The sequence below is a fragment of the Tomitella biformata AHU 1821 genome (assembly GCF_000524475.1).
In the GTDB taxonomy this organism is placed as follows: Bacteria; Actinomycetota; Actinomycetes; order Mycobacteriales; family Mycobacteriaceae; genus Tomitella; species Tomitella biformata.
Genome location: NZ_BAVQ01000023.1, coordinates 201,413 through 218,971, shown reverse-complemented (window position 1 = coordinate 218,971; position 17,559 = coordinate 201,413). Strand labels below are relative to the sequence as shown.

Here is a 17,559-nt window from a genome sequence, read left to right as displayed (position 1 = left end):
GGGGTGATCGCGGGCACAGCTATTTTGGGGCTGTGCGCGCGTCGGGCGTGTTTCAGGGGCAGGCGCCGCGCCTCCGCTCGAGAGTGTCGAGGTCGGGTGGCCGGGACGAATGTCAGGGATGACGGTGGGTGCCGATATGGTGTCAATGCCTGTCGGCCGCGCGCACATTGCTTCCTGTGAGCGGGCGCACATGTTCCAGGGGCGTGTGATAGGAATCGGCGCAGGGCCGATATTGTCCGAACAGACCCGCTCCACCCCTTGAGTGGGCGAAAACGTAGACGAGACGGTGAACAGATGGATCTCTTCGAATACCAGGCGAAAGAACTCTTCGCCAAGCACGGAGTGCCGACGTCGCCCGGCCGTGTTACCGACACGGTTGCCGATGCGCGGAAGATTGCCGAAGAAATTGGCAAGGCAGTGATGGTGAAGGCGCAGGTCAAGGTCGGCGGGCGCGGCAAGGCCGGCGGCGTGAAGTACGCAGCCACCCCCGACGATGCCCAGAAGTACGCCGAGGACATCCTCGGGCTCGACATCAAGGGCCACGTTGTCAAGCGGCTCCTCGTCGCCGAGGCCAGTGATATCGCGGAGGAGTACTACATCTCCTTCATGCTGGACCGCGCGAACCGCAACTACCTGGCCATGTGCTCGGTTGAGGGTGGCGTCGAGATCGAAGAGGTCGCGGTCAACAGCCCCGATCGCCTGGCCATGATCGCCGTGGACCCCGTCAAGGGTGTCGACCTGGCGTTCGCGCGCAGCATCGCCGAGCAGGGCCACCTGCCCGCCGAGGTGCTCGACGCCGCGGCCGTGACCATCCAGAAGCTGTGGGAGGTCTTCATCGCCGAAGACGCGACCCTGGTTGAGGTCAACCCGCTCGTCCGCACGCCGGACGACCAGATCCTCGCCCTCGACGGCAAGGTCACCCTGGACGAGAACGCCAGCTTCCGCCAGCCCGGCCACGAGGCCTTCGCGGACCACAGCGCCACCGATCCCCTCGAGCTGAAGGCTCAGGAGAGCGACCTCAACTACGTCAAGCTCGACGGCGAAGTTGGTATCATCGGCAACGGCGCCGGCCTGGTCATGTCCACGCTGGACGTCGTCGCCTACGCGGGCGAGAAGCACGGCGGCGTCAAGCCCGCCAACTTCCTGGACATCGGCGGCGGCGCGTCCGCAGCCGTCATGGCCGCCGGCCTGGACGTCATCCTTGGTGATGAGCAGGTCAAGAGCGTGTTCGTCAACGTCTTCGGCGGCATCACCGCCTGTGACGCGGTCGCCAACGGTATCGTCGGCGCACTGAAGACCCTGGGTGACAGCGCCAACAAGCCGCTGGTCGTCCGTCTCGACGGCAACAACGTCGAAGAGGGTCGCCGCATCCTGGCCGAGGCGAACCACCCGCTCGTCACCGTTGTCGGAACCATGGACGAGGCCGCCGACAAGGCCGCTGCGCTCGCCGCCGGAAAGTAAGGGACGCACCGAATGTCTATCTTCCTTAACAAAGACTCCAAGGTCATCGTCCAGGGCATCACGGGCGGCGAGGGCACCAAGCACACCGCGCTGATGCTCAAGGCTGGCACCAACATCGTGGGCGGCGTCAACGCCCGCAAGGCCGGCACCGTCGTCACGCACACTGCGAAGGACGGCTCCACCATCGAGCTGCCCGTGTTCGCCACGGTCGCCGAGGCCATGGAGAAGACTGGCGCCGACGTCTCCGTCGCCTTCGTGCCCCCCGCGTTCTCCAAGGACGCGATGCTCGAGTCGATCGACGCCGAGATCCCCCTCCTGGTGGTCATCACCGAGGGCATCCCCGTGCAGGACTCCGCGTACGCGTGGGCCCACAACGTGGAGAAGGGCCAGAAGACCCGTATCCTCGGACCGAACTGCCCCGGCATCATCACCCCGGGCGAGGCACTCGCTGGCATCACCCCGTCGAACATCGCAGGCAAGGGCCCCATCGGCCTCGTCTCGAAGTCCGGCACCCTGACCTACCAGATGATGCATGAGCTCAAGGAGATCGGTTTCTCCACGGCCATCGGCATCGGCGGCGACCCGGTCATCGGCACCACGCACATCGACGCCCTCCAGGCGTTCGAGAACGACCCCGAGACCAAGTTGATCGTCATGATCGGCGAGATCGGCGGCGACGCCGAAGAGCGTGCGGCCGAGTACATCAAGGCCAACATCACCAAGCCGGTCGTCGGCTACGTCGCGGGCTTCACGGCTCCCGAGGGCAAGACCATGGGCCACGCCGGCGCCATCGTCTCCGGCTCCTCGGGCACCGCGCAGGCCAAGCAGGAGGCCCTCGAGGCCGCCGGCGTGAAGGTCGGCAAGACGCCGTCTGCCACCGCCGACCTGGCACGCGAGATCTTCAAGAATCTCTGATGCGACGGCGGCAGTAGTCGCCTGAGGACATCATGGAACGCCCCGCACCGCTTGCTGGTGCGGGGCGTTCTTGTTGAACCTCCTGTGTGGCAACACCAGTAGCTGGATGTGCCGCGGGGGGTGCGAGATTTGGCGCCCGCCTTACCCCGAGTGGCCTGCCGACCGGAATATCGTGAATGATCGAAGGCAAAGGTTATCGGCGCGCAATCGTTGAGCGCCATTGGAATGAGGGGATGACGATGACGTATCCACAGGGTCAGGGCGGCTATGGAGCGCCGCAGTACGGCGCGCCGCAGCAGCCGAAGGCGGGCCCCGATCTAGTCGGGTTCCTGGTGCCATTGGCCGTCGCGGTTCTGGGTGTGGCCGGTGTGCTCATGGGCCTCGCTGGCGCCTTTGACTTCGGCGGTGGCAGCTTGATGTCCTCCTCCACCCGATCCTTCTACGAGACCGGCTTGCTCCTGCCGATCGGGTTTGTCTTCCTCGCGGGCCTGATCGCCGTGGTCGGGCTTATCCCGCAGCAGCAGTCCTACCTCGCGATCTCCGGCGCACTGAGCCTGACCACCGTGATTGTTATGCTGTTCCTGCTTTCGGCGGACACCTCCACGGCGTGGGGCTACTGGCTCGTGTTCGTCATCGCCCTGGTGCAGGCCGCCATCGCGATCGCCGCGGTTCTGATCACCGCGGGCATCATCGGCGGGAGCCCGTCCAGGCAGAGTCAGCAGTACGGCCAGGCCCCGCAGCAGTACGCGCAGCCCCAGCAGCCCCAGAACTACGGCTACGGCCAGCCGCAGCAGCAGCCAGCGCAGCCCTCCTACGGTCAGCCGCAGCAGCAGCCCTACGGACAGCCGCAGCCGGGCCAGCAGCCGGGTCAGCCGGGCCAGCCGGGCCAGCAGCCGGGGCCGCAGACCGGCCAGCAGTACGGCCAGCCGCAGCCGCCCAGCCAGCAGTAGTTTGCTCGAGCGCCCCGATCTCGGATCATCCGCGGTCGGGGCGTCGTGCTGGGTGGGCCCGGTCGCATTTGTGGCCAATGTTTCGGCGCGCCTTAGCCTGCCGCGTCCGCCTTGATGCCAGGCTGGAAACAATGAGTCTTGTGCTTGACCGTGGGTCCCCCGAGAACACTGCTGCCGGTAGGTGGGAGCAGTCGCTGCTCCGTGTCGCTTTCCTGCCGGCGGGCATCACGGCGCTGTTGGTGATTACCGCAGTGCTCGCCACCCTGCTCAGCGCGGGCAGCGCGTTGACCGGCGTGTTCGGGGCTATCGGCTCCGTCTGGCTGGCGGTGCACCAGGTGCCGGTCTACATCGGGGGCACGGACCTCGGAGCGCTGCCGCTACTGCCCACCCTGCTGGTGTTCACCGGCGTGGCGCGGTGCACGTACCGCTTCACGGACATCCACGCGAATCCCGTTCGACAGCTCCAGGTAATCGGCGCCGCGGTCGGCGGGCCCCTGGTGGTTACGGTGGTGGCACTCGCGTTGATCGCCGATTCCTCCTCCGCGTTGGGCGTGTCTGGGCCGGGTCCCCTCGCGTCGATCGGCGGGGTCGTCGCGGTGAACGGCCTCGCAGCCGTGGTCGGGGTGGGACTGCGCGTGCTCTGGGCCAACGCCGAGCGGTGGGCGGTGCCGGACTGGATGCTCACGAGCCTGCGGGCTGGGGTTGTCGCGGCGGCCGCGTTCTTCAGCGTCGGCGCGCTGCTGGCGATGGTGGGCACCTTCGTCGGCTGGACCGACATCGCGGAGATGATCGGCGCCGAGCCCACGATGATCGGCCAGTTGGGCCTGCTTCTGCTCTCAATCCTGTATCTGCCGAACGTCATGGTTGCCGGGTCCGGGGTGCTCGCCGGCTCGACCGCCCACATCGGGGAAGCCAGCTACTCGCTGTTCCACGTACATCCTGGCCCAGTGCCCGCGGTCCCAGTGCTCGGCGTGCTGCCGCAGGCCGAGCTCGGCGGGTTCTGGCCGCTGCTGCTGGGTGTGTGCGCGGCCATCGGACTGTGGCTCGGCTGGCGGTACCGTGCGGCGGCGGAGACCGCCATGGACGTTGTGCGCTTCTTCGTGGCGGCGGGCGCGGTGGCGGCGATGATCACGTTGGCCCTCGGGTTCCTCGCCAGCGGGGAGATGGGCTCCTTCGGATACCTCGGCGTGGACCCTCCGGTCTACGCGATGTACGTGTTCGGCTGGGTGACGGTGGGGGGCCTCGCGGTGGCGCTGGGCGCCCTGGCCCTGGGCAGGCGCCGCGACACGGCGGCCGTGGCCGTGGAGGACGAGTTCGATGATTATGACGATGCGCACGAAATGGACGACGAGTCCGGCGGACTGGCAGAACTCGGCGCCGGCGAGTCCGACACCGCCGACGAGGACCCCGGCTCGGAGTCCTAGATCACTACCGAGGGCCTGCCCCGAGCCCCTGGAACCCGCGGAGACTAGGCTGATCACCGTCGGCAGTCGCCGAAAACTTGTCTATTCCACCCTGGAGTGAGTTCTGAACGCCTCGATCGGGTCCAGTGAGCTGGCGCCGTCCACCTCATCGCGCATCGTGGTGCTCGCGTCGGGCTCCGGGACTCTGCTGCAGTCGGTGCTCGACGCCGCCGCGGTGGCTGCCTACCCCGCGCAAGTCGTCGGGGTGGTGGTGGACCGTGCCTGCGTCGCCGAGGAGCGTGCGGCCAAGTCCGGCGTCGACTCTCGCCGCGTGTCCCTGCGCGAGTACCCGGACCGCGCCGCCTGGAATGCGGCGCTGGCCGACACGGTCGCGTCGTTCTCCCCGGACCTGGTGGTCTCCGCCGGCTTCATGAAGATCCTGAGCCCCGAATTCCTCGGCCGCTTCGACCGGCGCGTGATCAACACCCATCCGGCCCTGCTGCCCTCTTTCCCCGGCGCCCATGCCGTGCGCGACGCGATGGCATACGGCGTGAAGGTCACCGGCTCGACGGTGCACCTTGTCGACGCCGGCGTGGACACCGGTCCGGTGCTGGCTCAGGAGGCCGTGCCGATCCTCGACGGGGACGACGAGGACTCGCTGCACGAGCGAATCAAGATTGTGGAACGACGATTGCTGGTCGAGGTCATCGCCGCAGTCGCCACCCGTGGTGTGAAATCCGATGGACGAAAGGCCGTAATCCAGTGAGCCAGGACAGCCCCGTGAACCGGGATAACTCAGCAGGACGCAGGGGCATCAAGCGGGCGCTGGTCAGCGTGTACGACAAGACCGGTCTGGTCGAGTTGGCGCGCGGACTGCACGAGGCCGGCGTCGAGCTGGTCTCCACGGGCTCGACGGCCGGCACCATCGCCGCCGCCGGCGTCCCCGTGACCCCCGTCGAGGAGCTCACCGGCTTCCCAGAGGTCCTCGAGGGCCGTGTCAAGACTTTGCACCCCCGCGTGCACGCCGGCATCCTCGCCGACACGCGCAAGGCCGATCACCTCGCGACGCTGACCGAGATGGGTATCCCCGCCTTCGAGCTGGTGATCGTCAACTTGTACCCGTTCACCGCGACCGTCGCGTCCGGCGCGACCGATGACGAGTGCGTCGAGCAGATCGACATCGGCGGCCCCTCCATGGTTCGCGCCGCGGCGAAGAACCACCCGTCGGTGGCCGTCGTAGTCGATCCCACCCGCTACGCCGACGTGCTCACGGCTGTCGCCGAGGGCGGTTTCACCCTCGCACAGCGCACCGCGTTCGCCGCCGCCGCGTTCCGGCACACCGCCGATTACGACGTTGCCGTCGCCAGCTGGATGACCAGGCTCACCGACGCGGACTCCGCCGACGACCTGCCGTCCTGGAAGGGCGTCACCTTCGTTCGCTCCGCGCAGTTGCGCTACGGCGAGAACCCGCATCAGCGCGCGGCCCTGTACGTCAGCACCAACGCCGTGCCTGGCCTCGCCCAGGCCGAGCAGCTGCACGGCAAGGAGATGTCCTACAACAACTACACGGACTCGGACGCCGCCTGGCGCGCCGCGTTCGACCACACCGGGCCGTGTGTCGCGATCATCAAGCACGCGAACCCCTGTGGTCTCGCCATCTCCGCCCTCGCTGGCGACGCCGCGATCGCCGACGCGCACCGCAAGGCCAACGCCTGCGACCCCGTATCCGCGTTCGGCGGCGTGATCGCCAGCAACCGCGAGGTCACCGTCGAGATGGCCGAGCAGGTCGCCGACATCTTCACCGAGGTCATCATCGCCCCGTCCTACGCAGACGGCGCGGTCGAGGTGCTCCAGCGCAAGAAGAACATCCGCGTGCTGCGGGCCCCCGCGCCCAAGCCAGCCGGCGTGGAGCTGCGGGAGATCAGCGGCGGCGCCCTCGTGCAGGAGCGCGACGTGCTGCAGGCCGACGGCGACACCGCCGCCGGCTGGACCCTCGCCGTGGGCGAGCAAGCGGACGCCGAGACCCTCGCGGACCTCGAGTTCGCTTGGCGCGCATGCCGTTCCGTGAAGTCCAACGCCATCCTGCTGGCCTCCGGCGGCGCGACCGTCGGTGTCGGCATGGGTCAGGTCAACCGCGTCGACTCCGCGCGCCTCGCGGTCACCCGTGCCGGTGACCGCGTCGTCGGCTCCGTCGCCGCGTCCGACGCGTTCTTCCCGTTCGCCGACGGCCTCCAGGTGCTCACCGAGGCCGGCGTCAAGGCAATCGTGCAGCCCGGCGGGTCCGTCCGCGACGACGAGGTCATCGAAGCCGCTCGCGAGGCCGGCGTCACCGTGTACATGACGGGCGCGCGCCACTTCGCGCACTAGCCGCCTATCTGGCTCTGTCCTTAGCTCGAGAATGCGGAAATGCAGGCGACACGCCGGAGTGTGGCCTGCATTTTCGCATACTCGGCGAGGTCCTGTTCGCGAGCTCTCAGGGCAGGACTACTCCGGCCGCGGTCAGCTTGGCCCGGATGCGCAGCAGCGTCACGGCGGGCCGTTCGTCGAGCAGTTTCGCGTCCACGCGCACCACAACCCAGCCGAGCTCCTCGAGAATCTGATATCGGTCGATGTCACGGGAGCGCTGCGTGCGGCTTAGCCAGTGATCTTTGCCGTCGTACTCGACAACCAACCGCCATCGCTCCCAGCCGATGTCCGACTCGGCGACGAGGACGCCCCGCTCGTCCAGGATCGGCACCTGCGTCTCGGGGCGGGGGAGGCTCGCGAACGATGAGGAGTCGGGTCATCGTCTCCCGGGGTGACGCGGCGCCGCCGTCGACCAGGTCCAGCACCCGGCGAAGCTGGCAGATCCGCCGGGCGCCCGGATAGCGATCGGCGAGCTGCAGCACGTCGGCCCGCTCCAGCTTGGTGGCGTTGCACAGCGCGTCGATGGCGACGATCGCCGGATCCACCGCAAGCCAACGGCCGAGGTCGAATGCGGTGCGGGCCGCCGTCGTGACCGCGATGCCGTCGCGCATGGTGATCTCGTCGGGCAGCAGGGCATCGGTGTGGACGATGATTCCGCTGGGCGACCGCGCGGTTCCGGTCCGAATCAGCTCGGCGGGCAACGTGTCGTCTATCCACTTCGAGCCGTGCAGCGCGGCCGCGGAGACGCCTGCGAGGACGCTGCCATCGCCGGCCCACAGTGCTGCGGCATGGGCACGATTCACGGGCGACCGTTCGGCGGTGCGCGCCACATAGACATCTCGGTGCAGCCGCCGAAACCGCGTGAGCCGATGACGGGTGAGCGTGCCTGCACGGATGGCCGTCGACCCGCGAAACGGCCGTTCGAATTCCCCCATGCCGCATGTTCGCTGATGGGTCGGATATGAATCGGCCGAAAACCGGAGTTATCCACAGGCCGGAGACGTGCGCTGAGGCCGGTCTTCGGCTCGAGAATGCGTGAATGCGTGAATGCAGGCGACACGCCGATGAGCACCTGCATTTGCGCATTCTCGGCGGAGTCGAGGGGCCCGGTGGAAGAGAGCAGGAAGAATCATTCGCCCTTGACCGCGGCCGGATTGCTCGTAGCCTGGTGATCGTGACCCCCCAGCACCAGAACGCCCAGCACCAGAACGCCCAGCACCAGAACGCCCAGCACCAGGCGCCGCAGCGCACCACTGTCGGCGAACTCCGCAAGTCCGGCCACGTCGAGCGCCCCGTCAAGCAGGAGATCCGCGAGAACCTCCTCGACAAGCTCAGAGCTGGCGCGGACCCGACGCCCGGCATCCTCGGGTTCGAGGACACCGTGCTGCCGCAGCTCGAGCGCGCGCTGATCGCCGGCCATGACGTCGTGCTGCTCGGCGAGCGCGGCCAGGGCAAGACCCGGCTGCTGCGGACCCTGCCGCTGCTGCTCGACGAGTGGACGCCGGTGATCGAGGGCTCGGAGCTGGGGGAGCACCCGTACTCGCCGATCACCCCGGAGTCGATGCGCCGAGCGAAGGAGCTCGGCGATGAGCTGCCCGTCGCCTGGCGGCACCGTAGCGAGCGCTATCTCGAGAAGCTGGCGACGCCGGATACCAGTGTGGGCGACCTCGTCGGCGACGTCGACCCCATCAAGGTCGCCGAGGGCCGCAGCCTGGGGGACCCGGAAACAATCCACTTCGGCCTGATCCCGCGGGCGCATCGCGGCATCCTCGCCATCAACGAGCTGCCGGACCTGGCCGAGCGTATCCAGGTGGCGCTGCTCAACGTCATGGAGGAGCGCGACATCCAGATCCGCGGCTACACGTTGCGACTGCCCCTGGACGTGCTCTTGGTCGCGAGCGCGAACCCCGAGGACTACACGAACCGCGGCCGCATCATCACCCCGCTGAAGGACCGCTTTGGCGCGGAAGTGCGCACACACTATCCGATGGACCTCGCGGACGAGATCGCGGTGATCGACCAGGAGGCGGTGCTGACCGCCCAGGTCCCCGCCCCGCTGATCGAGATTCTCGCCAGGTTTACCCGCCTGCTCCGCGAGTCGAACGCCGTAGACCAGGGCTCGGGCGTCTCGGCCCGGTTCGCGGTCGCGGGGGCGGAGACGGTGGCCGCGGCGGCGACGCGCAGGGCCGCGATTCTCGGCGAGGAGCACGCGGTCGCGCGGCCCATCGATCTCGACACGGTGCTGTCGGTGCTCCGCGGCAAGGTCGAGTTCGAGCCGGGCGAGGAGGGCCGGGAGTTCGCGGTGCTGGAGCATCTGCTGCGCCGGGCCACGGCGGAGACGGCCAGGGCACGGCTGTCCGGGCTGGACCTCGGGCCGCTGGTGTCCGCGCTGGATCTGGGCGGACAGGTCGTCACGGGGGAGGAGGTGGCCGCGGCGGACGTGCTGGAGTCACTGCCAGACGCCGAGTCGGTGGCGGCGGTCATCGAGCGGCTCGGCGCCCGCACAGAGGGGGAGCGCGCAGCCGCCGTGGAGCTGGCACTGGAGGGGCTGTTCCTTGCCCGGCGCATCGCCAAGGAGGCCGGGGACGACGGACAGACGGTGTACGGCTAATGCCGTCCACGCCGCGCCCCGACATGCGCCGGGCCCGCTACGGCCGCTACGTCGGCGGGCCGGATCCGCTCGCGCCGCCGGTCGACCTGCGTGACGCGCTCGCGGACATCGGCGAGCAGGTGCTGGCCGGCGCATCCCCTCGTCATGCCATCCGGGAGCTGTTGCGCCGGGGGACCGGACAGCAGAAGGGGCTCGAGGATTTGATGCGGCGAGTGCATGAGCGCCGCCGGGAATTGCTGGAGAAGGGGCACCTCGCCGGGACCCTCGACGAGGTGAAGAAGCTCCTCGACGACGCAGTTCTCACAGAGCGCAAGACCCTCGCCCGCGCACTGGACGACGGCGCCCGCTTCGCGGAGATGCAGATCGCGGAGCTCAGCTCATCGCCCGCCAAGGCTGTCGAGGAGCTCGCCGAGTACCAGTGGCGCAGCAGCGACGCCGCGCAGAAGTATCAGCAGATCAAGGACCTGCTGGGACGCGAGATCCTCGACCAGCGCTTCGCCGGGATGAAGGAGCTGCTGGAGAACGCCACCGATGAGGACAAGCAGCGGGTGGCGCAGATGCTCGACGCGCTCAACAACCTCCTCGAGTCCCATCGCCGCGGCGAGGACACCACCCAGGAGTTCGGCCAGTTTATGGACGAGTTCGGCGACTTGTTTCCGGAGCGGCCGAGCAACACCGACGAGCTGATCGACGCCCTCGCCAAGCGCGCGGCCGCGGCGCAGCGGCTCCGGAACTCGCTCACCGAGAACCAGCGGGCGGAGCTGGACGCGTTGGCGCAGCAGGCCTTTGGCAGTTCGGCCATCGCAGACCAGCTCGGGCGGCTCGACGCCAACCTGCAGGGTGCCCGGCCCGGCGAGGACTGGGGCGGCTCGGAGGACATGGATGGCGACGAGGGCATGGGCCTGGGCGAGGGTACCGGGGCGCTCTCGGATATCGGGGACCTAGATGAGCTGGCGGACGCCCTCGCCCAAGAGCATCCGGGCGCGAATCTCGACGACGTGGACCTGGACATGCTCGCGCGACAGCTCGGCGCGGAGGCGGCCGTCGAGGCCAAAACTCTGGCAGACCTGGAGAAGGCGCTGCATCAGCAGGGGCTGCTGGACCGCGGTCCGGACGGGGACCTGCGCCTCTCGCCGACGGCGATGCGCCAACTCGGCCAGTCCGCGCTGCGCGATGTCGCGAAGCAACTGTCCTCGCGGACGGGGCAGCGGGAGACGCGGAACGCCGGGGCGGCAGGGGAGTTGACGGGCTCGAGCCGGCCGTGGGAGTTCGGCGACACCCAGCCGTGGGACGTCACGAGGACAGTCATCAGCGCGGTGACGCGGGCCGGCGCGATGCCGGTGCGCCTGACACCCGAGGACGTCGAGGTCGCAGAGACCGAGCAGCGGACCCGGGCCGCGGTCGCGCTGCTCGTCGATATCTCATTCTCGATGGTGATGGACGGGCGCTGGGTGCCGATGAAGCGCACCGCGCTGGCCCTCGAGCAGCTGATCCGCAGCCGGTTCCGCGGCGACGACCTGACGATCATCGCGTTCGGCCGCTACGCGCGGTCGATGAGCATCGGGGAGCTGGCGGGCCTGGGCGAGATCTTCGAGCAGGGCACCAACCTGCACCATGGGCTCCTGCTCGCCGGCCGGCACCTGCGCAAGCACCCAGACGCGCAGCCGGTGGTCCTGATCGTCACCGACGGTGAGCCGACGGCGCACCTGGAGCCGAACGGGGAGCCATTCTTCGATTATCCGCCGCATCCGCTGACGCTCGCCCGGACCGTCGAGCAGCTCGACGCGATGACGGGGCTCGGGGCGCAGGTGACGTTCTTCCGACTCGGTGAGGACCCGGGCCTGGCGCGCTTCGTCGACCAGATGGCCCGGCGGGTGTCCGGCCGGGTGGTCGCGCCGGACGCGGAGGGACTCGGCGCGGCGGTCGTCGGGGACTATCTGCGGGCCCGAAAACGTCGCTAGCCGCCCGGCCGCCCAGAGCCCCGACGTCCTTGCGCCTCGTGTGTGCGCTTACGCCCGCTGCGGCATGCGCAAGGGCACACACGAGGCGCAAACAGCCCCAGCGAGCCAGCCAGCCAGCCAGCATCCGGCGAGCCCTAGATCAGGCCCAGCGGTTGGCCGTCAGCAGGAAGCTGGGCATGTCCTCAAGCTTGACGTGATACTCGAATGTGCGCTGATAGCCGGTGCGGCTGATCAGCCAGCGGCCATCGACGCGCACGTATTCGTCCTCGTAGAGCGCGGCGCCGCGCAAAAGGTAGCCGGCCGCCGGCATGAGCACGGTGTCGGAGAGCTGCCAGGTGCCGCGGGCGGTGTCACCGTCGATGTCGATCTCGGGGTGGCCGCAGTGGTGCTCAGTGAGCATGTCCATCTTGCCCATGTGCTTGCGCATGAACTGCACGAGCTGCTCGCGGTCGTCGAAGACCAACTTGCCGTACTGGGCGCGCACGGTGGGGGCCAGGGTCTCGGTGAACTCGTCCCAGTCCTTGCCGTCGAGACAACGCAGGTAACGGTACTTGAGGCGCTTGATCTCCTCGAGAGCGACAAGGTCCACGGAAAACTCCAGTCTCTAGACACAGCAAAGCCGGGCGAGACGAGAATACGTCTTGCCCGGCTTTGAGTGTGCTGTATGGCTTAGTGCGTGGTGTAAGGAAGCAGCGCCATCTCGCGCGCGTTCTTCACGGCCACGGCGACCTGGCTCTGCTGCTGCGGCGTCAGGCCCGTGACGCGACGGCTGCGGATCTTGCCGCGGTCCGAGATGAAGGTGCGCAGCAGGTTGATGTCCTTGTAGTCGACATGCGTGATGCCGGCGACGATCAAGGGGTTCTTCTTGGGCTTGCGGGGCGCATCAGCGCGGGTCTTGCGGGGGGCAGAATTCCTCTTGCCAGCCATCTGTCGGTCTCCTACCAGGTTGTTTATGTTTATTGCCGGGTCGCTCCACCCGAAGGGGTCCCTCGAGGAGCTGACCCGTGACAAGACAAACTTACGCAGCGCAGCGCTCAGAGTCCAATCGATGGTCTGCGAGCCGCTCTGGATAGAGTAGCTGAGCCCGCTCACCGCCTGGTCTTGGAGGACCTTTGCTCACTGCTCTCGACTTGATTGGCACCGCGGCGTTCGCGGCGTCGGGGGCGTCCATCGGCGTTTATAAGCGGCTCGACTTGTTCGGGGTGTGCGTCGTCGGCATCACCACAGGCATCGGCGGCGGGATCGTGCGAGACCTGTTGCTGGGCGTCACACCGCCCGTCTCGATGGACCGCTGGCAGAACATCACGGTGGCGTTGGTGTTCTCGCTCGCGGTGTTTGTGTTCCATCCTGCGGTCGACCGGATCAAGGGCGCGGTGCTGGTGCTCGACGCGCTGGGCATGGGGGTGTTCGCGACCACCGGCGCATCCACGGCTCTGGTGCTGGGCGCGAACTGGTGGGCGGCGGTCATCATCGGCGCCACGACCGCTATTGGCGGCGGTGTGCTGCGAGATGTGTTGGTCAACGAGATGCCCCTGGTGCTGCGCAGGGACCTGTATGCGACTCCGGCCTTGGTGGGCGCGGGCTTGGTTGTCGGGGCGCATGCGATAGGCCTGCCCTTTCCGTGGGGTCTCGTCATCGGCACGGTGACGGCTACGACTCTGCGCTTGCTGGCATTGGCACGGGGATGGAATCTGCCGACCGCGCCGCATTGGCCCGAGCGCGCCGATTAGCCGGGCCTGCGCTCTCATCTGGGTCTCAGCTCGTAGGGTCACACTGTGGGAATGAACATTTTGGTTGTCGATGACGACCGCGCCGTGCGGGAATCGCTGCGGCGCTCGCTGACCTTCAACGGGTACACGGTCGATACCGCGCACGACGGGCTCGACGCCCTGGAGAAGCTGGCCGTCGAGCGGCCTGACGCGCTGGTGCTCGACGTCATGATGCCGCGCGTCGACGGACTGGAGGTGTGCCGGCGGCTGCGCGGGGCGGGGGACGACATGCCGATCCTGATGCTCACCGCCCGGGACTCGGTCTCCGAGCGGGTGGCGGGTCTCGACGCGGGCGCGGACGACTACCTGCCCAAGCCCTTCGCGCTCGAGGAACTGCTGGCGCGCCTGCGGGCGCTGCTGCGCCGCTCCACCGTGGACCCGGACTCCGAGGAGGACAACGAGACCCTCGAGTTCGCAGGCCTGACTTTGGACGTGGGCAGCCGGGAGGTGGTGCGCGACGGGCGGCCGATCAGCCTGACGCGTACCGAGTTCTCGCTGCTGGAGATGCTCATGTGCAACCCCAAGCGGGTGCTCACGCGCGGGCGGATCCTCGAGGAGGTTTGGGGCTACGACTTCCCGACGTCCGGCAATGCGCTGGAGGTCTACGTCGGCTACCTGCGCCGCAAGACGGAGGCGGAGGGCGAGTCGCGCTTGATCCACACCGTGCGCGGGGTCGGCTACGTGCTGCGGGACTCCCCGCCGTGAGCCGGCGCCGCACGCCGATGGGGATGCTCCGCAAGGTCTCCCTCCGCGGGCGGGTGACGGCGCTGGCCGCGACGGTGGCCGTCGTGCTGGTGGCCGTCATGGCGGTGACGACGTTCCTGGTGGTGCGCCAAGCGCTGTACGGCAACGTCGACACGGCTCTCCGCAACCGCGCCGCATCGCTCACCACCAGCTCCGCCCTCGCTGCGGAGCCACGCGCCGTGGCGACCTTCGCCACGGCGTTCACCACCGATATCAACGTGGCCCTGATGTACCCCGACGGCACCGTCTACGCACCGGGCGAGCCGATCCCCATCGGTGATCCGGAGATCGCGGTCGCGGCCGGCCTGCGCCCCTTCTCCCTCCGCACGGTGCGGGGGCAGCGGATCCTCGCCGAGCATTCCACGACCGGTGTCACATTGGTCCTCTCGCAGAAGCTCGACGGCACCCAGGCTGTCCTGGACCACTTGGCGTTGGTGCTCGGCATCGTCGGCGGGATTGGTGTGTTCTTCGCCGCCGCGGCCGGCGCCGTCGTGGGCCGCACGGGGCTACGCCCAGTGTCCCGACTGACGGCCGCGACCGAGCGCGTCGCGAAGACGAACGACCTCGCCTTGATACCGGTGACCGGCAATGACGAGCTGGCGCGGCTGACGATGAGTTTCAACTCCATGCTCCGGGCCTTGGCGGAGTCGCGGGAGCGGCAGAGCCGGCTCGTCGCCGACGCGGGCCATGAGCTCAAGACTCCGCTGACCTCGCTGCGCACCAATATGGAGCTGCTTATCGCGGTCAGCCGCCCCGGGGCGCGCAGCATCCCGGATGAGGACATGACCGGCCTCCGCGATGATGTCATGGGGCAGCTTGAGGAGTTGTCCACCCTGGTCACAGACCTGGTAGACCTGGCCCGCGAGGACAGTCCAGAGCTGGTCCACGCGGAGGTGGACCTGCTAGAGGTGCTAGACCGGGCGCTGGACCGGGTGCGACGGCGTCGGGCAGACATCGATTTCCGGGTGTGGGCAGAGCCGTGGACCGTGTACGGCGATCCGGGCGGCTATTCGCGGGCAGTGCTCAACGTGCTCGACAACGCCGCCAAGTGGAGCCCGCCCGGCGAGCATGTCGAGGTGATGCTGCGGCAGATCGGAGATGGCCGCGCGGAGCTGCTCGTCGGCGACGCGGGCCCCGGCATTCCGGCCCAGGATAGGCAGCTGGTGTTCGAGCGCTTCTATCGCTCCACCGACGCCCGATCGATGCCGGGCTCGGGGCTCGGGTTGGCGATTGTTCGTCAGGTGGTGCAGAAATATGGCGGCAGCATCGAGGCGGGGGAGTCGGATCGGGGCGGGGCGTTGATCCGCATCGTGCTGCCGGGCGCGGCCGAATCCGGGGGCGGCGGCAATCCCACGGCAAATCGCTAGCTCATTCTTACGGGCCTCTCAGTTCTGTGCCGGAGACTAAGGACATTCAGCCTCACCGGCACTGCGCAGGTGGGAAGCACAGGAGGGTGTTGACATGAGCGATGAGCGAAACCCGTACGGAAACCCCGGCGGTCAAAACCCCGGCGGTCATCAACCAACGCAGGGGTTCCCCGCGCAGCCTTCCCCGCAGTACTACGGGGCCGGCCAGCCGCCCGCCGGCTACCCGCCGACGGGCCAGCCGCCAACTGGACCTCCATCGCACGGCGGCGCGCAGGGACCGGCACCGCAGCCACCTAAGCGGCGTCCCGGAGCGGCGATCCTGGTCGGGGGCGCGCTGGCGTTCCTACTCGTCGGCGGCGCGGCGGGCGGTGCGGTCGGCGGCTATGTGGCGTCGCAGAACTCCGGCACCAGCACCGTGCAGATGAGCAATGGCACCTCGGTGCACGCGCAGCCCGCGGCGACAGCGCCTGGCGGCTCGGTGCAGTCGGTGGCGACAAAAGTGCTGCCGAGCGTTGTCGACATCCAGGTGAAGGCGCAGGGCGGCGGCGGCGAGGGCTCCGGCATCGTGCTCACTGCGGACGGATACATCCTGACCAACAACCACGTGGCCTCTGCTGACGGGCGGGGCGCGGTGGAGATGCAGGTGAGCTTCTCCGACGGCTCCCTTGCACCGGCGAAGCTCGTCGCCGCGGACCCGTCCTCGGACATCGCGGTGATCAAGGTCGACAAGACTGGTCTGACGCCGATCGCCATCGGCTCCTCGTCGAACTTGGCGGTGGGCCAGGACGTGGTCGCCATCGGCTCGCCGCTGGGGTTGTCCGGCACCGTCACCAGCGGCATCATCAGCTCGCTGAACCGGCCGGTGTCGACGTCGGGCAACACCGGCGACCAAGCCTCGGTGATCGACGCGATCCAGACTGACGCGGCTATCAACCCCGGGAACTCGGGCGGCGCGCTGGTCAACATGAATGGGGAGCTGATCGGGGTCAACACCGCGATCGCCACCATGGGCGGCAACTCGCAGAGCGATCAGTCCGGGTCGATCGGCCTGGGCTTCGCGATTCCCGTCGACCAGGCCCATCGCATCAGCACTGAGCTGATGTCCACCGGCAAGGCGACCAAAACCCAGATCGGCATCTCGGTGCCCAGTTCGTCGACGGTGAATGGCGCGGAGATCTTCGACGTGGTGGCGGGCGGTCCGGCAGCGGAGGCCGGCCTCGCCAAGGGCGAAGTGATCACGAAGGTCGACAGCCGCGCGATCGACAGCGGGGACGCGTTGATCGCGGCCATCCGCTCGCACGCACCCGGTGACAAAGTCCAGGTCACCGTCACTGACGCCCAAGGCAGCAACGCGAAAACGGTCGAAGTGACGCTCGCGGCCGCACCCAACTGAATGAGAGGCCAGAACTGATGCTGGAAATCGGAGTCGAAGATATTGCAACGATCGGCCTGTTGAGCACTACGGTGGAGCGTATGGAGATCCGCAACACGCTCGCGGGGCGCGCACTGGTCGTCGTGATCGACGACCGTGCCGCCCGCGGCGACACGAGTGATATACAGGGCCCGCTGGTCAGCGAACTGCTTATCGAGGAGGGCTTCCTGGTGGACGGCACGGTGGTGGTCTCTTCTGAGGAGTCGGAGATTCGCAACGCGCTCAACACCGCAGTGATCGGCGGAGTGGACCTGGTGGTCTCGGTCGGTGGCACTGGCGTGTCGCCCCGGGATATCACGCCCGAGGTCACCATCGAGATGCTGGACCGCGAGATTCCCGGCATTGGGGAGGCGCTGCGCTCCTCGGCGCTGTCCGCCGGTTCGATTCACGGGGGCCTCTCCCGCGGCGTCGCCGGAGTCTCCGGCAGCACGCTCGTGGTGAACCTCGCGGGCTCGCGGGACTCGGTGCGAGATGGCATGGCGACGCTCGGCCGGCTGGCCCGCCACGTCATCGCCGAGCTGTCCCGTGTGGACGACTAGC

Annotated in this window: 17 protein-coding genes; 13 read left to right on the top strand and 4 right to left on the bottom strand. The window is 68.3% G+C overall.

Annotated features, from left to right (window positions below):
• The first annotated feature begins 294 nt into the window (after window positions 1-294).
• The 6 genes from sucC (at window position 295) to purH (ending at window position 7,096) form a co-directional block, all read left to right on the top strand.
• On the top strand, window positions 295-1,461 hold the full coding sequence (sucC, locus tag TBIF_RS09860) for an ADP-forming succinate--CoA ligase subunit beta (protein WP_024794645.1): 1,167 nt from the start codon (window positions 295-297) through the stop codon (window positions 1,459-1,461).
• 12 nt (window positions 1,462-1,473) lie between these two features.
• The gene (gene sucD / locus TBIF_RS09855) at window positions 1,474-2,376 is read left to right on the top strand and encodes a succinate--CoA ligase subunit alpha (protein WP_024794644.1); all 903 of its coding nucleotides are present in this window, start codon (window positions 1,474-1,476) and stop codon (window positions 2,374-2,376) included.
• A 239-nt stretch (window positions 2,377-2,615) separates the two neighbouring features.
• The gene (locus TBIF_RS09850) at window positions 2,616-3,326 is read left to right on the top strand and encodes a DUF5336 domain-containing protein (RefSeq protein WP_024794643.1); all 711 of its coding nucleotides are present in this window, start codon (window positions 2,616-2,618) and stop codon (window positions 3,324-3,326) included.
• A 131-nt stretch (window positions 3,327-3,457) separates the two neighbouring features.
• Entirely contained in the window at window positions 3,458-4,750 is a 1,293-nt protein-coding gene (locus TBIF_RS23365) for a cell division protein PerM (protein ID WP_148302223.1), read from the top strand.
• Window positions 4,751-4,853: 103 nt separating this feature from the next.
• Window positions 4,854-5,495, top strand: coding sequence for a phosphoribosylglycinamide formyltransferase (gene purN, locus TBIF_RS09840; RefSeq protein WP_051461458.1), 642 nt, complete (start codon window positions 4,854-4,856; stop codon window positions 5,493-5,495).
• Between the two features lie 47 nt (window positions 5,496-5,542).
• Window positions 5,543-7,096 (top strand): bifunctional phosphoribosylaminoimidazolecarboxamide formyltransferase/IMP cyclohydrolase, encoded by a 1,554-nt coding sequence (gene purH, locus TBIF_RS09835; protein ID WP_024794640.1) that lies wholly within the window; start codon window positions 5,543-5,545, stop codon window positions 7,094-7,096.
• 106 nt (window positions 7,097-7,202) lie between these two features.
• On the opposite strand, the gene TBIF_RS26235 is transcribed toward purH, so the two are convergent.
• Together TBIF_RS26235 and TBIF_RS23360 are read right to left on the bottom strand one after the other, a co-directional pair.
• On the bottom strand, window positions 7,203-7,400 hold the full coding sequence (locus tag TBIF_RS26235; protein WP_235174633.1) for a DUF559 domain-containing protein: 198 nt from the start codon (window positions 7,398-7,400) through the stop codon (window positions 7,203-7,205).
• Window positions 7,342-7,938 (bottom strand): hypothetical protein, encoded by a 597-nt coding sequence (locus tag TBIF_RS23360; protein ID WP_235174630.1) that lies wholly within the window; start codon window positions 7,936-7,938, stop codon window positions 7,342-7,344. The genes TBIF_RS26235 and TBIF_RS23360 overlap by 59 nt, the downstream gene beginning before the upstream one ends.
• A 371-nt stretch (window positions 7,939-8,309) precedes the next feature.
• Here TBIF_RS23360 and TBIF_RS09825 point away from each other — a divergent pair, with 371 nt between their 5' ends.
• The gene (locus TBIF_RS09825) at window positions 8,310-9,746 is read left to right on the top strand and encodes an ATP-binding protein (RefSeq protein ID WP_051461471.1); all 1,437 of its coding nucleotides are present in this window, start codon (window positions 8,310-8,312) and stop codon (window positions 9,744-9,746) included.
• A complete protein-coding gene (locus TBIF_RS09820) occupies window positions 9,746-11,707 on the top strand; it encodes a vWA domain-containing protein (RefSeq protein WP_162472299.1) in 1,962 nt (653 codons plus the stop codon). The genes TBIF_RS09825 and TBIF_RS09820 overlap by 1 nt, the downstream gene beginning before the upstream one ends.
• Window positions 11,708-11,846: 139 nt before the next feature.
• Here TBIF_RS09820 and TBIF_RS23355 read toward each other — a convergent pair whose 3' ends face one another.
• Both TBIF_RS23355 and rpsR read right to left on the bottom strand, forming a co-directional pair.
• Window positions 11,847-12,296 carry a nuclear transport factor 2 family protein gene (locus TBIF_RS23355; protein WP_038170552.1) on the bottom strand — a complete coding sequence of 150 codons (450 nt, stop codon included), beginning with the start codon at window positions 12,294-12,296 and terminating at the stop codon, window positions 11,847-11,849.
• Between the two features lie 80 nt (window positions 12,297-12,376).
• Entirely contained in the window at window positions 12,377-12,634 is a 258-nt protein-coding gene (gene rpsR, locus TBIF_RS09810) for a 30S ribosomal protein S18 (protein WP_024794637.1), read from the bottom strand.
• A 185-nt stretch (window positions 12,635-12,819) separates the two neighbouring features.
• On the opposite strand from rpsR, the gene TBIF_RS09805 reads away from it, so the two are divergent.
• From TBIF_RS09805 to TBIF_RS09785, 5 genes are all read left to right on the top strand, one after another.
• Window positions 12,820-13,437, top strand: coding sequence for a trimeric intracellular cation channel family protein (locus TBIF_RS09805; RefSeq protein ID WP_024794636.1), 618 nt, complete (start codon window positions 12,820-12,822; stop codon window positions 13,435-13,437).
• A 51-nt stretch (window positions 13,438-13,488) separates the two neighbouring features.
• On the top strand, window positions 13,489-14,181 hold the full coding sequence (locus TBIF_RS09800; protein WP_024794635.1) for a response regulator transcription factor: 693 nt from the start codon (window positions 13,489-13,491) through the stop codon (window positions 14,179-14,181).
• Between the two features lie 17 nt (window positions 14,182-14,198).
• Window positions 14,199-15,587: a HAMP domain-containing sensor histidine kinase gene (locus tag TBIF_RS09795; protein WP_084611631.1), complete on the top strand. Its 1,389-nt coding sequence runs from the start codon at window positions 14,199-14,201 to the stop codon at window positions 15,585-15,587.
• Window positions 15,588-15,681: 94 nt separating this feature from the next.
• Complete coding sequence (locus TBIF_RS09790; protein ID WP_024794633.1) at window positions 15,682-16,980, top strand: S1C family serine protease; 1,299 nt, start codon at window positions 15,682-15,684, stop codon at window positions 16,978-16,980.
• A gap of 80 nt (window positions 16,981-17,060) precedes the next feature.
• Window positions 17,061-17,558 carry a MogA/MoaB family molybdenum cofactor biosynthesis protein gene (locus tag TBIF_RS09785; RefSeq protein ID WP_024794632.1) on the top strand — a complete coding sequence of 166 codons (498 nt, stop codon included), beginning with the start codon at window positions 17,061-17,063 and terminating at the stop codon, window positions 17,556-17,558.
• Window position 17,559: the final 1 nt, after the last annotated feature.

What these genes read in the sequence shown, in the direction of transcription:
- TBIF_RS09785 (WP_024794632.1), top strand. Translation starts at nt 17,061, where the DNA reads ATGGAGATCCGCAACACGCTCGCGGGGCGCGCACTGGTCGTCGTGATC.
- TBIF_RS09800 (WP_024794635.1), top strand. Translation starts at nt 13,489, where the DNA reads ATGAACATTTTGGTTGTCGATGACGACCGCGCCGTGCGGGAATCGCTG.
- TBIF_RS09790 (WP_024794633.1), top strand. Translation starts at nt 15,682, where the DNA reads ATGAGCGATGAGCGAAACCCGTACGGAAACCCCGGCGGTCAAAACCCC.
- TBIF_RS23365 (WP_148302223.1), top strand. Translation starts at nt 3,458, where the DNA reads ATGAGTCTTGTGCTTGACCGTGGGTCCCCCGAGAACACTGCTGCCGGT.
- sucC (WP_024794645.1), top strand. Translation starts at nt 295, where the DNA reads ATGGATCTCTTCGAATACCAGGCGAAAGAACTCTTCGCCAAGCACGGA.
- TBIF_RS09850 (WP_024794643.1), top strand. Translation starts at nt 2,616, where the DNA reads ATGACGTATCCACAGGGTCAGGGCGGCTATGGAGCGCCGCAGTACGGC.
- sucD (WP_024794644.1), top strand. Translation starts at nt 1,474, where the DNA reads ATGTCTATCTTCCTTAACAAAGACTCCAAGGTCATCGTCCAGGGCATC.
- rpsR (WP_024794637.1), bottom strand. Translation starts at nt 12,634, where the DNA reads ATGGCTGGCAAGAGGAATTCTGCCCCCCGCAAGACCCGCGCTGATGCG.
- TBIF_RS09795 (WP_084611631.1), top strand. Translation starts at nt 14,199, where the DNA reads ATGGGGATGCTCCGCAAGGTCTCCCTCCGCGGGCGGGTGACGGCGCTG.
- TBIF_RS09820 (WP_162472299.1), top strand. Translation starts at nt 9,746, where the DNA reads ATGCCGTCCACGCCGCGCCCCGACATGCGCCGGGCCCGCTACGGCCGC.